A 15,706-nucleotide genomic window follows, 5' to 3' on the forward strand; every position below is an offset into this window, starting at 1 on the left:
AACGCGCCGGAGAAAAAAATTTAAATATTTTTTTACGGGTTCTGTCTTCTCAGCCGTCTTCATATTTAGGTAATGATTTTTATTATCATTTCCATTAATAAAAAAGGGCTAATTATCCCTTTGTTTATTAATGCTTATTGATGATTTGACGAATGGCAGACCAGGTAAAAATGTTTAAAAGAACACAACAGCAAGACAACCGCTTGTTACAACGTAATCCACTTTCTCTTGCCGTTGGCATCGCACTGTCGTTGTCTGGCTCACTCCACTCTGTGCACGCGGAAACGCTGGCCGCCAGCGTTCAGGAAGCGGCCCATCAGAGCTCCGCCTTTTCCATCAGCGCGCAGCCGTTGAGCAGCGCGTTGCTGCGTTTCGCCGAACAGGCGGGGCTACAGGTCTTTTTTGCCGACGTCAAACTGGAAAATATGCAAGCCACCGCGCTTCAGGGTCGTTTCGCTCCCGAGCAAGGATTGCGACAGTTGATCGGCGCTAATCCCGTTGATTTCCAGATCGGCAGCAACGGCGTGATTACTCTGCGCCCCCGTTCAGTCAATGTCGATACGGTAAAAATAGATGACGTGATGACGGTACGCGCCTTTACCGTCGCCAACCCAGGTGACTGGATCTACGAACAACCACGCGCGATTAGCGTTATTTCACGCGAGCAGATGGATAACCGCCCTTCCCGCCATGCCGCCGATCTGCTGGAGCAGTCCGCTGGCGTTTACTCCAGCGTCAGCCAGCAGGACCCGTCGCTGTCGGTCAACATCCGCGGCATACAGGACTTCGGCCGCGTGAATATGAACATCGACGGCGTACGACAGAATTTTCAAAAAACCGGCTACGGCCAGCGCAATGGACAGATGTATATCGACTCAGAGCTGCTCTCCAGTGCAACGATTGAAAAAGGCGCGACAAACGTGATGGGCAGCGCGGGCACGTTGGGTGGCGTCGCTACATTTAATACCGTCAGCGCCCACGATTTTCTCGCTCCGGGTAAAGAGCTGGGCGGAAAACTGCATGCCAGCACCGGCGACAACGGAACGCATTTTATCGGCAGTGGGGTTCTCGCGCTCGGTAACGAAAGCGGCGATATTCTGGTCGGTGCCAGCGAACGTCATCTGGGCGACTACTGGCCGGGCAATGATGGCAACCTCGGTAATATCCGTATCCCGGGCAATTCAACTCATTATGAAGAGTGGGCCAATAACTTAAAGCATCAAAAAGTGACCAGCGCAGCTTATACCATGCACTCACGGCTGGCGAAAATCGGCTGGAATCTGCCCGCTAACCAGCGCTTCCAGCTCAGCTATATGCAAACGCAAACCGCTTCTGAAAATGTCGGGACGTTATCCAACCTTTCCAATACCGAACTGGGTTGGAAGGCCAGCGGACATAGCGAGATTATGGCGCGCAGTACAGCGTTGGATTACAGCCTGAAACCAGACGACCAGCACTGGCTGGATTTTAAGTCCAAGATTTATTACGCCGATACCCATAACGACACCGATAACTATGCTATCTCTAATAACAGCGCCTATCACGAAAGCACGCGGCTGCGCACCTACGGGGTGCAAGCGCAGAATACCTCGACGCTGTGGCAGCAGGGCACGCACGATCTGAAAGCCGACTACGGGCTGGATTTCTATTACGACAAGATCACGACGGACAGCACCAATAGCACGGCCAGTAACGCCACCCCAGAAGGGAACCGAGCGATGGCCAGCCTGTTCGCGAACCTGACTTACGCCTACGACGAGTGGGTCACGCTGCAAGGCGGCCTGCGTTACGATCGCTACCGGTTACGCGGTACCACCAGCATCAGCTATCGGGAAATCCCCTATACTGTCGCGGATCCCTGTAAGGAAGGGTCAATCGCACGTTGCCCCGCGTTCGTCACCACGACACAGAATTGGAATATTGACGACGAGCACGGCAAGCTTTCCCCAACACTGTTTGCTGGCGTTCGTCCTGGCGTTGAGTGGCTACAACTGTTCACCAGCTACGGCCTGTCCTGGCGTCCGCCGTCAGTCAGCGAAACCTTTGCCAACGGCACCTACAGCGCGGGCAATTATTACCTGTATCCGAATCCCAATCTCAAGCCAGAACGCTCTCGCGCCTGGGAAGTCGGGTTCAATATTCAGCAACCCGACCTGCTGTTGGATGGCGATAGGCTGGTCACCAAGGTGTCCTACTTCGATACACGGATAAACAACTACATCAGCCTGAACGGCGCTAGAACAAAGCCAGGTTATCAAGGCGAATCCCTCAGCAATTCTGTGTTCCAAAACAATCTGGTGAAGAGCCGTTTCCGTGGCATCGAGTACCAATTGAATTACGATGCGGGCTTTTTGTATGTCGATGCCACCTATACCCACATGTTTGGCAATAACGATTTCTGTGCGCCGATGGCTTGGATGGGGGGTGTCACGGCTGTCGGAGGCACTCGAAAAAACTATTACTCCACGCCAGTTGATACCACCGCCAGTGATTTCACTTGTCAGAAAACGCTGTTATTCAGCAACGCCGCCTATCTGCCTGGTGATCGTGGCTCCGTCACGCTGGGGACGCGCGTCTTCGATCGCAAACTGGATATGGGAGTGACAATGCGCTTCGCACCCGGCTATCAGGATGCAGCCGCACCGGCCAACTCCGCCTACTTAGCCGACTGGCCCAAATATGAAGTTTACGATCTGTACGCCAGCTATCGTCTGACTGACAGCCTGACGGTACGTGGCTCCGTCGAAAATATCGCTAACCGTACTTACATCGTGAGCTATGGCGAATCACTGGGTTACACACCAAGCCGAGGGAGAACGGTGCAGGCTGGCGTGGAGTACCGATTCTAATATCTCTGTTTCCCCATGCGGGAGGCAGGAAAACAAAGGGGATGGGATGGCTCATCCTCTTTCACGACAGACACGGATGACCGTGCCTGTCGATCGTTAGTTAATGAGGAATCTACTATGAGTTTTGCAATTACCTACGATGCCTACTATGCCAATTACAGCATTGCCAGCTACCTGACTGAATGGTCAGCAGCGTTTGGTGACGTTAATCATACCGCCGGTAACACTCAAGTCGGCGGCAATAATACTGGGGGCTTTTACGGCGGCGATACCTTTATAGATGGCACTCAATATGCGATCACGAGTACGCAGAACGATTTCTCCGCGCTCATTGTCGGCGGCGATCTAACCTATAGCCTCTTTTCTCCTCCCGCTCACACCTTGTACGGCGATCTGGATACCCTGTCATTCGGTAACGTTCTGCAAGGCGGCACCACGGCGGGTACCGCATATTCTCTTCTAGAGCCAGAAGTGACCTTCAGCGGGCTGGATCTCTCTACCGATATCGCTAATCTGACGGTTAGCGATCGCGGCGTGGTGCATGACGTGATTTACGGTCTGATGAGCGGTCAGGTTCAGCCACTGCTGGACGCGCTGAGTAATGCGGGTATCGACATCAATGCGAGCCTGGATAGCCTGAGCTTCGCGACGGCGACCTCCGATGCCGCACTTTCTGCGGATACCGTGGTTGACATCGTTGGCGTCGCCGAAACGGCTGATCTGCTGGCGGCATAAGAAAACGGCTAAAAGATGACGCTTTTAGCCGTTTGAGTGAACACCGTCGCGGTACGGAGAGAATAGAGATACCCTGAATATTTCGCGTTACACGGATGCAGCGTGAAGTATGACGGGCACGGCACCGCGACGGTCTAGTGAGTGTAATAACCGTTGGCAAACCGCGTCAATAGCGGTACGGCTAACCGTTTTCCCCTCTTCCACCTTGTGGGGTACACCACGGTGAGAACGATGGCACGTTATTGAAGAAGGAACCTCCCATGCCCGCATCTCATCCGGCTTCATCAGGCAGAGAAATTATCGACGCGCTGGCCGCCTACCGTCAGGGATTTTGGGGAATTGGCCTGTTCAGCGCCGTCATCAATCTTCTGATGCTGGCACCAGCGATTTATATGCTTCAGGTTTATGATCGCGTATTACCTTCCAGCAGCACCATGACGCTGGCGATGCTGACGATCATTATGCTGGGCCTGTTCTTACTGATGGGATTACTGGAATGGATACGCAGCGCCGTGGTGATCCGCCTCGGTACGCAGATGGACATGCGCCTGAATCAGCGCATCTACAATGCAGCGTTTGAAAGCAATCTCAGGAACGGCACGGCGACCGCCGGCCAGGCCTTAAACGATCTGACTGCCCTGCGCCAGTTCACAACCGGAAACGCGCTGTTTGCCTTCTTTGATGCGCCGTGGTTTCCGGTTTATCTGCTGGTGATCTTCTCACTTCATTCCTGGCTAGGCGTGATGGCGTTGGCGGGGGCAATCGTCCTGATTGTGCTGGCCTGGTTGAATCAAAAACTCACGCGCGAACCCTTGGCCTTAGCCGCACAAAACACCGTTCAGGCGACGCAGCAGGCCAATGCTAACCTGCGCAACGCCGATGCCATCGAAGCCATGGGAATGCTACCCGCGATGCGTGAACGCTGGCTAATACAGCACAAAGCGTTTCTCTATTATCAGAACATTGCCAGCGAAAAAAGCGCCAACATTACCTCGCTGACAAAGAGCACCCGACTGGCGCTGCAATCGCTAATGCTGGGGCTGGGCGCGCTGCTGGCCGTCAACGGGGATATCACCCCCGGCATGATGATTGCCGGATCCATTCTGGTGAGCCGCGTGCTCAGTCCGATTGATCAGATCATTGGCGTCTGGAAACAGTGGATGCAGGCGCGTCTTGCCTGGCAACGGCTCAATCTCCTGCTCGATACGCATCCGGCGCGCACCGCTGGCATGGCGCTGCCCGCTCCAGAGGGTAAACTTCAGGTGGAGCAGCTCAGCGCCAACGCGCCCAACACGCGCACGCCTATACTCGCCAATATCACGTTTGACCTGGCGCCCGGCGATGTGCTCGGCGTGTTAGGCCCTTCTGGCTCGGGTAAATCTACCCTCGCACGCTTACTGGTTGCTGCCATGCCCACTCTCGGTGGCAAAGTCAGACTGGACGGCGCAGACATGCACCAGTGGGACAAAGGCGATTTGGGCAGCTTTATCGGCTATCTGCCGCAGGACGTCCAGCTTTTCAGCGGGACGATTGCAGAAAACATCGCGCGTTTCACTCAGCCGGATGCAGAAAAAATCGTTGCCGCCGCCATCACCGCAGGCGTGCACGAGATGATTCTGCGACTACCGCAAGGCTACGATACCCCACTGGGCGAAGGCGGCGCCGGGCTGTCCGGCGGTCAGAAGCAGCGTGTCGCCCTTGCCAGAGCCATTTACAACCAGCCGCGCCTGATTGTGATGGATGAACCCAATGCCAGCCTCGATGACGACGGCGAGAAAGCCTTATTGGCCGCAATTGCCGCCCAGCAGGAGGCCAAGAGCACGCAGGTACTGATCACACATAAACCCGCCCTGCTGTCCTGCGCCACTAAGCTGTTAGTCCTGCGCGCCGGACAGATTCAGTATTTCGGCGCAACAGAACAGGTACTGAAAGAGCTACAGCGCGCCAAGCCCGCCACTGCTTCTCTGACCAAACCGATGACAAAACCCGCCAGCGCCAAACCTGTACCCGCTAAAACAGCCGACGCCGCCAATGCCTTTACGCCAAAAGAGCCCGGTTCCGCCGGGTTGAGCATGGTATACCGCGCACCAACGCCACGCCGAGCCGCACCGGATAAATGAGGCTCAGTGCATTGATAACAAACGCCTGCCGTCAGAAAAGCATCATGGAAAGAAGAGGATAATCATGTCCGCGTTACGCGAAGTCACATCACAGCCAACCGCTCCTCTCGCTCAGGTGGAGGATAACGTTGCGGCGATGCCGTTACACACCGATGCCGGACGCTATTTGAAGTACGGTCTCTGGCTGGTGCTTCTCGGTTTTGGTGGCTTGCTGCTATGGGCAGGCATGGCACCGTTGGATAAAGGCGTCGCCGTATCTGGTCGGGTCATTGTCGCGGACAACCGTAAAGCCGTGCAGCCTGTCAGTAGCGGACGCATCGCTTCACTCACCGTGCGGGATGGTGACCACGTGCAGGCCGGACAAATTCTTGCCACGCTGGATCAGACACCCGCTCAAGCACAGCGCGACAATCTCGTCACCCAGCTTCAGGAAGCGTTCGCGGGCGAAGCGCGTCTGCTGGCGGAACGCGACGATCTGAACACAATCGCCTTCCCTACCCCCACGAAGCAACACAGCACCGTCACGCAACAAATTCAGATTGCCCAGCAGCAGCTCTTCATCAGCCGTCGTGCAGCCCTGCAACAGGAACGCGCCGCGATACAAGCCGCTATCATCGGGGCAAAAGCGCAGTCGCAGGGTTCACAGGCGCTGCTGGCCAGTAGCCAAACGCAATTTCAGATTATCAGCGAGCAGCTACGCGGGCTGCGTCCGCTAGCGCAGGAAGGCTATATCGCCCGTAACCGCCTGCTGGACGTCGAGCGGCAGGCTGCCCAGTTGGCAGGCGCAATTGCGCAGGAACGGAATAATCAGGTACAGCTCCAGCAGCAGGTCGTCGAGCTGGAGCAAAAGATCCAGCAGCGCCAGAACGAGTACCAGAAAGAAGTGCGTGCCCAGCTCGCCGATACCCAGCGTTCCATTCAGGATCTCACCCAGCGGCTGAAAACAGCGGAGTATGAACTTCAGCACACGCACATTCGTGCGCCCGCCAGCGGCACGGTGGTCGGACTGGCGCTGCACACCGAAGGTGGCGTGGTCAATAGCGGACAGATGCTGATGGAGATTGTTCCCGAGGGTCAACCGTTATTGATTGACGCACAGCTACCTATCGAACTGGTCGACAGAGTCAGCAACGGGCTACCGGTCGAACTGCTGTTTTCTGCGTTCAACCAAAGCACCACCCCGCGTATTTCCGGCGTTGTCGCGCTGATCGGTGCCGACCAGCTCGTCGAGCAGCAGACCGGAAAACCCTATTACGCCCTGCGTATTCATGTCGATGAACAGGGTAAGCAACAGCTCGCCGGACTGGACGTTCGCCCTGGCATGCCGGTGCAAGCCTTTATTCGTACCGGTGAGCGATCTTTACTCAATTATCTGTTTAAACCGCTTTCCGATCGCCTGCATCTGGCGCTGACCGAGGAGTAAGCATGTTGCGCCGTTCATCCGTTTATCGCACAGTGATCCGAACCATCCCACTTTTTCTCGCGATCTTCTACAGCACTCCCGGTCAGGCATTGGGACTCATGGAAGCCTGGCAACAGGCTCTTACCCATGACCCGACGTTTCAGGCCGCCGTGCATGCACGTAACGCCGACAGCGAAGAGAAAAACATTGGGAGGGCGGGGCTGCTGCCGAAAGTCACCTATGACTATAATCAATCCCGTAACGATTCCACAGTGACGACAGGTGGTCAACAGTCGGAACGGGATTACACCAGCCGCATCTCCAGCTTTTCCCTGCAACAACCGCTGATCGACTACGCGGCGTGGTCACGCTATCAGCAGGGTGAAGCCAGCGCCGTGCTGGCAGATGAACAACTGCGCGATGCCAGCCAGCAGTTGCTGGTACGTCTGTTTCAGGCCTATACCAACGTGCTGTTTAGCCGCGAGCAGATTGCACTGGTTGAGGCACAACAGCGCGCTTATCGCGAGCAATATCAACTGAATCAACGTCTATTCCAGCAGGGAGAAGGTACGCGCACCGATATGCTGGAAACCGAAGCACGCCTCAATCTGACCGAAGCGCAGCTCATCGAAGCGCAGGACAATCTGGATATCAGCCTGCGTGAACTGGAAACGCTATTGGGGATGCCCGTTGGCGTGGATCAGCTTGCGACGCTAACGCCACGCTTCACCCCACAGACGCTTCAGCCTGCGGGCTATCGGCACTGGCAATCGCTGGCGCTGCGCCACAACGCACAGCTATTAGCGCTAAACCAGTCGCTGGCCGTGGCGAAATACGGTATTGAACGGAATCGGGCGGGTCACCTGCCGCAGGTCACGCTGGTTGCCAGCACGCGTAATACGCAATCGGATACAGAAAACAGCTACAACCAGAAATACGATACGCGCTCGATTGGTATCCGCGTCAGCGTACCGATCTTTGCCGGCGGCGGCGTCTCTGCCGCGACGCGTCAGGCACAGGAGCGCTATCAGCAAACCGCGCGGGAGAAAGACGAACAGACGGCGACAATCCAGACGGAACTGCGCCGCCAGTTTAATCTGGTCACCAGCAGTCAGGCGAAAATTCGCGCCTATGAGTTGACGGAAAAGTCAGCGCTGGCGCTGGTCACAGCTACACAGAAGAGCGTTCAGGGAGGAGAACGCGTGAACCTTGACGTGCTGAACGCCGAGCAGCAGCTCTATGGTGCGCGGCGCGATCTGACTGAAGCGCGTTATACCTGGCTGACGGCCTGGCTACAGTTGCGTTACTACGCCGGAACGCTGGACGAACAGACCTTGCGTCAATTAGCGACCTATTTCGTACACCGCTAACAACGCGAATTCAGAACACTATATAAGAGATAACACTGCATAAGAGATAACACTGCTGTGCGGCTACCTCCGGTTAGAAAGGAAAATAAACCGCATCCAGATATTCTAAAATATTTATAAAAATTTATATTAATAACCAATCGCACTATAAAAATGTTTCCCTTCGCATCCGATGTGAAAATAGCTGTAAATCTATCAGCTATATTTCTGGCGTAAATAGCAATTTCACGACAGCCGTTTTTATTTCTCGACTATTTCCCAGTGGCCTGACGTTGACTTCATTATCAAAAAGGGATTCATTTTATCATTTTTAAAGTAATCATTTAAAAACAATACAATATGCAAAAATACCCCATTAGAGGTACCCAGAGTAACATTAAGATTGGTTTTTTTACGACAATCATTAACAAAAATAAAAAACAGAAAAACACCCAACAAAACAAAATAAGAACGAAAATTTAATCATTTTTAAAAGTCTCTATCAAATCATTAACAACCTCATCAACCGACACCTCGCCCACAATTAATAAATTAAAATTACAGTTAAATAACTAAATAAACCAAAAAGTGCGCTATTATTGCGACCGAGATCTTTTATTTTCCGGAAATAGCACAAAGATAAAATTTAATAGATTTAGATCAAGAAAATAAATAACCACCCGTCCATATAGTACCCACAGTAAAAACTCACTTATTTTAATTCTAGCTAATCAATTTATCTTATAAAGCAATGCAATGGGGCTACTATGGACTTCATCATTCAATTAGTCATTGTCCTGATCTGCCTTTTTTACGGGGCAAGAAAAGGCGGGATCGCGCTGGGTTTATTAGGCGGGATTGGACTTGTTATTCTGGTCTTTATTTTTAAACTGCAACCGGGTAAACCACCCGTTGACGTCATGTTGGTCATCATTGCCGTGGTGGCCGCATCGGCGACGCTTCAGGCATCGGGTGGGCTGGATGTCATGCTACAAATCGCGGAGCGTATGCTGCGGCGTAACCCGAAATACGTGTCGATTATCGCGCCGTTCGTCACCTGTATTCTGACTATCCTGTGTGGTACCGGTCACGTGGTATATACCATCCTGCCGATTATTTATGATGTTGCCATCAAGAATAATATCCGCCCTGAAAGGCCGATGGCTGCCAGTTCCATCGGCGCACAAATGGGGATAATCGCCAGCCCAGTGTCTGTTGCGGTGGTGTCGCTGGTTGCCATGTTGGCTAACTTCACCTTCCAGGGGAAGCATCTGGGATTCCTCGACCTGCTGTCCATCACTATTCCTTCAACGCTTCTGGGTATTCTGGCGATCGGGATTTTCAGTTGGTTCCGCGGCAAAGAGCTGGACAAGGATGAAGATTTCCAGAAATTCATTGCCGATCCTGAAAACAAGCAGTATGTGTATGGCGATACCGCTACGCTGTTGGATAGAAAATTGCCACGCAGTAACTGGATCGCCATGTGGATCTTTCTGGCAACCATCGCGGCGGTAGCAATTTTAGGTGCCGTTGAACAATTGCGTCCGGTCTTTGCCGGTAAGCCACTGTCGATGGTGCTGGTCATTCAGATGTTTATGCTGCTGTCTGGTGCCATCATCATTATTGCGACCAAAACCAATCCGTCCTCGATCTCGAAGAATGAAGTATTCCGTTCAGGGATGATTGCTATCGTCGCGGTATACGGTATCGCTTGGATGGCCGAAACCATGTTTGGCGCGCATCTGGAAGAGATCAAAGCGACGCTGGGTTCATTGGTGAAAGTGTATCCCTGGGCTTACGCCATTATCCTGCTGATTGTCTCGAAGTTCGTAAACTCGCAGGCGGCAGCGCTGGCGGCGATTGTTCCGGTTGCGTTGGCTATCGGCGTGGATCCCGCATACATCGTGGCATCCGCCCCCGCCTGTTATGGTTACTACATTCTGCCAACTTACCCAAGCGATTTGGCGGCTATCCAGTTTGACCGCTCCGGCACCACCAAGATTGGCCGTTTCGTTATCAACCACAGCTTTATTCTGCCAGGGCTCATTGGCGTAACTACATCCTGCATCTTTGGTTGGGTGTTTGCCGCGATGTACGGCTTCCTGTAATTTAAGTGCAGTACAAGAAAAGAAACGGGCGCCTCGATCACTCGACGCGCCCGTTGCATAGGCTACTTAGAATGGTTCGACATTATCCCTACTGAGCTGTCTGCGTAGTGATTCCCTTTATTTCGCGCTCGTAGGCCTGCGCTTTTTTCTCATCGAACTGGTGCTCCCACTTGGCGATGACCAGCACCGCCAGTGCATTTCCCACCACGTTCAGCGCGGTACGCGCCATATCGAGGATACGGTCAACGCCCGCAATGAACGCCAGCCCTTCCAGTGGAATACCGACGCTGCCCAACGTAGCCAGCAGCACGACAAATGACACGCCCGGTACGCCGGCAATGCCTTTAGACGTCAGCATCAGCGTCAGCACCAGCACGATTTCCTGCCCAATCGACAGTTCGATGCCGTACAGCTGCGCGATGAAGATCGCCGCAATACTCTGGTACAGCGTAGAGCCATCGAGGTTAAAGGAGTAACCGGTCGGCACCACAAAGCTGGTAATCGACTTCGGCGCACCATAGGCTTCCATTTTTTCGATGATGCGCGGCAGCACGGTTTCGGAACTGGCGGTGGAATACGCGAGGATCAACTCATCTTTGAGGATACGAATCAAGATGGTGATACGCAGCTTACACAGACGTGCGACGATACCGAGCACCACCAGCGCGAAGAAGAAAATCGCGGCATAAACCAGCATAACCAGCTTGGCTAACGGCCACAGCGACGCAAAACCGAAGTTGGCCACCGTGACGGAAATCAGCGCAAACACCCCAACTGGGGCATAACGCATGATCATGTGCGTCACTTTAAACATGGTTTCCGACACACCGCGGAAGACGTTCAACAGCGGTTCGCGGTGATCTTTCGGCAACGAAGATAGCCCTAAACCAAACAATACCGAGAAGAAGATAATCGGCAACATGTCACCGTGTGCCATCGCGGCGAAGATATTCGGTGGAATCAGCGACAGCACCGTCCCCACCAGACTGTGCGAACCGCTCTGCACCTGCTCGGTGGTCTTTTGATACTGCGAGATATCCACGGCGGTCAGCGTCGACATATCGATGCCGTGACCCGGCTGGAAGACATTCGCCAGCGTGATGCCAAGGATAATCGCTACCGTCGTGATGATTTCAAAATACAGGATGGTTTTGAAGCCGATACGCCCGAGCTTCTTAGCATCCCCTACGCCCGCAATCCCGACAATCAACGTGGCGATAACAATCGGGACAACAATCATTTTAATCAGGCGGATAAAGATGTCGCCCGCAGGGCTAAGAATATTGCTGATGAGCCACTGGCGGCTTTCTTGCTGTTCATGCAGCACGGCACCGAGTGCAATACCCAGAACCAACGCGATAAGGATTTGCCAGGCAAGGCTGATTTTTTGTGTTTTCATCATCATTTTCCGTTTTAAACTCCCCGCCATCACAAACATGGCGCTAGCGCGACTCCGGCGCAATGCGAACCGAAAAAATCAACGTGGAGGTGACTGACTAGTGAGAAGGATGTCTGATGGATTACCCCGTCATACTTCAAGCTGCATGTGCGCTATTCAAAACGCACACGTTTTGTCCTGCCACTCGAATTATTTAGGGTAAATGTGCTAGTGCGATACCAAAATCATTAACATAATTATTCAATAAAAACGCACAACTATTTGTATCGCTTAACAAAAATCCAGACATAAGTTATTGTTATGGCGGGAATGCTACTATTGCAGCACGATCAGATCAAGCAGATTATCGGCACGCTAAACCATATTTATGCTAAATCGAGCCCAGAAAACGGCGGGTATCGCGATACAAAAAATCGCGACAAAATCGAAAGGAAAAACCCTGCCCAGTCAGAAAAAACGCTGGCTGGGCATCGGGTTAGGAAATCGCGCTATCAATCAGATTTGGTAATCAATCACCGCTTCATCGTTATCCGAGAACACCTTATCTTTAATGTCATCCAGCGACAGTTCTGTATTACACAGCTGAATAAATTTCCAGGCATAGTTACGTTGTAACTGACCCTTTTTTAACCCCAGCCAGACCGTGTTCGCTTCAAACAAATGCTCGGCATTCAACCGTACCAGACCTTTGTCTCGCACCGGATCGAATGACATATCGGCCACGATCCCCACCCCAAGCCCCAGCTCGACATAGGTTTTAATCACATCCGAATCCTGCGCGCTCAGCGTAATATCCGGCGACATGCCCACCGCCTGAAACGCGCGATCCAGGCGCGAGCGACCGGTAATTCCCTGACGATAGGTAATCAACGGTTCCGCATTGAGCATTTCAAGCATAATCACCGGCTCCTGCGTCAGCGGATGGTGCTCCGGCACAATCACCGAATGGTGCCAGCGATAGTAGGAGAACGCCGCCAGCGAGGGATCGTTAATCAACTGCTCACTGGCAATGCCGATATCAGCCTCACCGGAATGGAGCATCGCCACGATTTCATCCGGCGTGCCCTGATTTAGCACCAGACGCACCTGCGGATACAGCGAGCGGAAGGCTTTAATCACTGGCGGCAGGCTGTAACGCGCCTGCGTATGCGTGGTCGCGATCACCAGTTGGCCGGTGTCGTTATTGGTGAAGACATTCGCCAGCCGCCGGATATTGCTGGCGTCATTCAGAATGCGCTCTGCCACCACCAGCAGCTCTTTTCCCGGTTCGGTCATGCCTAACAGGCGTTTGCCGCGACGGATGAAGATTTCAATCCCCAACTCTTCTTCCAGCTCGCGGATGTGGCGGCTCACGCCGGATTGAGAGGTAAACAGCGTATTCGCCACCTCGGTCAAGTTGTAATTGCACCGTGCTGATTCACGAATAATCTTCAGTTGCTGAAAGTTCACCTTTCACTCCCTTGTCCTTTATTACAGATAGCAATATTGATGCAAGTAATGAGAGCCAGAACAAATAAGCAAATGGAGTTGATTATATTTTTTTATACTAACGGTATGTCTGCCGCGCTATCTTATCTAACAAGGAATAGAGATAAATAGCAGAATCAACTAGTTAGATAAAATCACTTTTGTCACGCACGCACCGTTAGTCAACCATTTCGCTATGATTTATGCCTTTCTGATCTATTTATCTCAGCGCTTTTATTCTCTGTTTTCGCTATTTCCGTACACGTTAAATAGAACGCACGACTTCAAGCTGATGTGCTATCACTGCTATGATGAAGGTCAGGATCAGAGATGAGGTAGCAGCATGCAGGGCGTACCGGAACACTTTACCGATGAGAGAGACTATGCCCAGTTCCGGCATTTGCCGACGCTGCCCGGCATCGAGCTTTACCACGCGCATATCTGCCGTTATGCCTTTGAGCCGCACACGCATGAGGCGTTTGGTATCGGCACCATTGACGACGGTGCGGAGCGATTCCGCTATCGTGGCGCCAAGCATATTGCGCCTGTCGATTCGTTAGTATTGATGAATCCTGATGAACTACATACGGGGGAATCCGCGACGGAAGACGGCTGGCGCTATCGCATGATCTACATTCCATCCGATGTGTTGGAGAATGTCTCCGGTGAGAAAGGCTGGTGGTTTACCGACGTCGTGCGCCACGATCCCGCAACTGCACGCCAGCTGGCGATGACGCTGGCCGCGCTGTGGCAGACGACCGATCCCTTGGCGAGTGAAAGCCTACTGCTGTCGCTGATTGCGCTTTTCCGACCTCACGCGCACATTGCCCAGCGCCAGAGGATTGAGCCGCTGCACCGCTTTGATGTGGTGAAAGCCTATCTGCGCGAGAATTTCGCCCACACGATTACCTTAAAAGAGCTGGCAGCGCTGGTTTCCCTGAGTCCATATCATTTCCTGCGCCAGTTCAAAGCCCAGTATCACGTCACGCCGCACCAGATGCTGATGGCAATCCGACTGTATGAGGCTAAACAGATGCTGACACGCGGTATGGCAGCCGCCCATATCGCCGTCGCCGTCGGCCTGACCGATCAGGCACATTTGACCCGCACCTTCGCCCAGCGCTATGGCGTCACGCCCATTCGCTACCAAAAGCAGGTGTATCCGGTTCGGCGCTAGCCTCCTCCCTCGGATAATAAACAGCAATATCCTACAATCATTCAATACCGACTCTCCCTAGACTGGCGCGATGCACTCTTGTGAACAAACGGGTTTATCATGCTGATAGGGGTTTTATTTGCGCTTGCCGCCGGACTAATGTGGGGGCTGATTTTTGTTGGGCCATTGATCGTACCGGACTACTCTGCGGCCTTGCAGTCCACCGGACGCTATCTGGCTTTTGGGCTGATTGCCTTACCGCTGGCATGGCTCGATCGCCGTCGTCTGCGCCAACTGACCCGCAGCGACTGGCTGGAGGCCACGAAGCTCACGATTATCGGTAATCTGCTGTACTACTTTCTGCTCGCCAGCGCGATTCAGCGCACGGGCGCACCGATCTCAACGATGATTATCGGCACTCTGCCCGTGGTGATTTCCGTTACCGCCAATGTGTTGTATAGCAAGCACGATGGCCGCGTGGCCTGGCGTCGGCTGTTGCCTTCGCTGCTGCTGATTGCGGCGGGGTTGGTTTGCGTCAATATTGCGGAACTGAGAGGAACCACCGTCGAATTCGATTTATGGCGTTATTCAAGCGGTATTGCGATGGCGTTTCTCGCCGTGGTTTGCTGGACCTGGTATCCGCTGCGTAACGCCCGCTGGCTGCGCGACCACAAAGGCAATACGCCGACCACCTGGGCCACAGCGCAGGGGCTGGTCACGCTACCGCTGGCGCTGTTGGGTTATCTGCTGGTGTGCGGCCATCTGGCGCTAACGGATGGCACCTTTACGCAGCCGTTCGGTCCACGGCCTGAGGTTTTCATCCCGCTGATGCTGGCGATTGGGCTGTTTTGTTCGTGGATCGGTACGCTGTTCTGGAACGAAGCCAGCCAGCGTCTGCCGACGGTGCTGGTAGGGCCGTTGATTGTGTTTGAAACGCTGGCGGGGCTGACCTACGCCTTCATCATCCGGCAATCCTGGCCGCCGCTGTTGACGCTCTGTGGCATCACCTGTCTGATCGTCGGGGTGATCTACGCCATGCGCGTGAAACCGGAACCTGTCGTTGTGAAAAAATCAACGGTGGTAGAAGTCCCGATGCCGGCTTCACGGACAGAGTAAACGCA

10 protein-coding genes are annotated in these 15,706 nt (G+C 53.4%); 8 read left to right on the forward strand and 2 right to left on the reverse strand.

All coding sequences use genetic code 11. The features are described 5' to 3' along the window. Positions 1-170 precede the first annotated feature (170 nt). From H0247_RS17720 to H0247_RS17745, 6 genes are all read left to right on the forward strand, one after another. A complete protein-coding gene (locus H0247_RS17720; RefSeq protein ID WP_180743724.1) occupies positions 171-2,849 on the forward strand; it encodes a TonB-dependent receptor in 2,679 nt (892 codons plus the stop codon). A gap of 117 nt (positions 2,850-2,966) precedes the next feature. Beyond that, complete coding sequence (locus H0247_RS17725; RefSeq protein WP_180743725.1) at positions 2,967-3,584, forward strand: heme acquisition protein HasA; 618 nt, start codon at positions 2,967-2,969, stop codon at positions 3,582-3,584. A 260-nt stretch (positions 3,585-3,844) separates the two neighbouring features. Further along, on the forward strand, positions 3,845-5,704 hold the full coding sequence (locus tag H0247_RS17730) for a type I secretion system permease/ATPase (RefSeq protein WP_180743726.1): 1,860 nt from the start codon (positions 3,845-3,847) through the stop codon (positions 5,702-5,704). A gap of 64 nt (positions 5,705-5,768) precedes the next feature. Next, positions 5,769-7,127 carry an HlyD family type I secretion periplasmic adaptor subunit gene (locus H0247_RS17735; RefSeq protein ID WP_180743727.1) on the forward strand — a complete coding sequence of 453 codons (1,359 nt, stop codon included), beginning with the start codon at positions 5,769-5,771 and terminating at the stop codon, positions 7,125-7,127. Positions 7,128-7,129: 2 nt separating this feature from the next. Beyond that, positions 7,130-8,476, forward strand: a complete 1,347-nt coding sequence (locus tag H0247_RS17740; RefSeq protein WP_180743728.1) for a TolC family outer membrane protein — start codon at positions 7,130-7,132, stop codon at positions 8,474-8,476. A 746-nt stretch (positions 8,477-9,222) separates the two neighbouring features. Next, on the forward strand, positions 9,223-10,563 hold the full coding sequence (locus H0247_RS17745; protein ID WP_180743729.1) for an anaerobic C4-dicarboxylate transporter: 1,341 nt from the start codon (positions 9,223-9,225) through the stop codon (positions 10,561-10,563). Between the two features lie 88 nt (positions 10,564-10,651). Here H0247_RS17745 and gltP read toward each other — a convergent pair whose 3' ends face one another. Together gltP and cbl are read right to left on the reverse strand one after the other, a co-directional pair. Continuing rightward, positions 10,652-11,962 carry a glutamate/aspartate:proton symporter GltP gene (gltP, locus tag H0247_RS17750; RefSeq protein ID WP_180743730.1) on the reverse strand — a complete coding sequence of 437 codons (1,311 nt, stop codon included), beginning with the start codon at positions 11,960-11,962 and terminating at the stop codon, positions 10,652-10,654. 495 nt (positions 11,963-12,457) lie between these two features. Beyond that, positions 12,458-13,411, reverse strand: a complete 954-nt coding sequence (cbl, locus tag H0247_RS17755) for an HTH-type transcriptional regulator Cbl (RefSeq protein WP_180743731.1) — start codon at positions 13,409-13,411, stop codon at positions 12,458-12,460. 361 nt (positions 13,412-13,772) lie between these two features. Here cbl and H0247_RS17760 point away from each other — a divergent pair, with 361 nt between their 5' ends. Further along, positions 13,773-14,606, forward strand: coding sequence for an AraC family transcriptional regulator (locus H0247_RS17760; RefSeq protein WP_180743732.1), 834 nt, complete (start codon positions 13,773-13,775; stop codon positions 14,604-14,606). Positions 14,607-14,705: 99 nt separating this feature from the next. After that, complete coding sequence (locus tag H0247_RS17765; RefSeq protein ID WP_180743733.1) at positions 14,706-15,701, forward strand: DMT family transporter; 996 nt, start codon at positions 14,706-14,708, stop codon at positions 15,699-15,701. Positions 15,702-15,706: the final 5 nt, after the last annotated feature.

Origin of the sequence: Pectobacterium sp. CFBP8739 (assembly GCF_013449375.1) — a bacterium.
In the GTDB taxonomy this organism is placed as follows: Bacteria; Pseudomonadota; Gammaproteobacteria; order Enterobacterales; family Enterobacteriaceae; genus Pectobacterium.

Coding starts and splice junctions, on each gene's coding strand:
- H0247_RS17735 (WP_180743727.1), top strand. CDS start 5,769: ATGTCCGCGTTACGCGAAGTCACATCACAGCCAACCGCTCCTCTCGCT.
- H0247_RS17745 (WP_180743729.1), top strand. CDS start 9,223: ATGGACTTCATCATTCAATTAGTCATTGTCCTGATCTGCCTTTTTTAC.
- H0247_RS17760 (WP_180743732.1), top strand. CDS start 13,773: ATGCAGGGCGTACCGGAACACTTTACCGATGAGAGAGACTATGCCCAG.
- gltP (WP_180743730.1), bottom strand. CDS start 11,962: ATGAAAACACAAAAAATCAGCCTTGCCTGGCAAATCCTTATCGCGTTG.
- H0247_RS17740 (WP_180743728.1), top strand. CDS start 7,130: ATGTTGCGCCGTTCATCCGTTTATCGCACAGTGATCCGAACCATCCCA.
- H0247_RS17765 (WP_180743733.1), top strand. CDS start 14,706: ATGCTGATAGGGGTTTTATTTGCGCTTGCCGCCGGACTAATGTGGGGG.
- H0247_RS17720 (WP_180743724.1), top strand. CDS start 171: ATGTTTAAAAGAACACAACAGCAAGACAACCGCTTGTTACAACGTAAT.
- H0247_RS17725 (WP_180743725.1), top strand. CDS start 2,967: ATGAGTTTTGCAATTACCTACGATGCCTACTATGCCAATTACAGCATT.
- H0247_RS17730 (WP_180743726.1), top strand. CDS start 3,845: ATGCCCGCATCTCATCCGGCTTCATCAGGCAGAGAAATTATCGACGCG.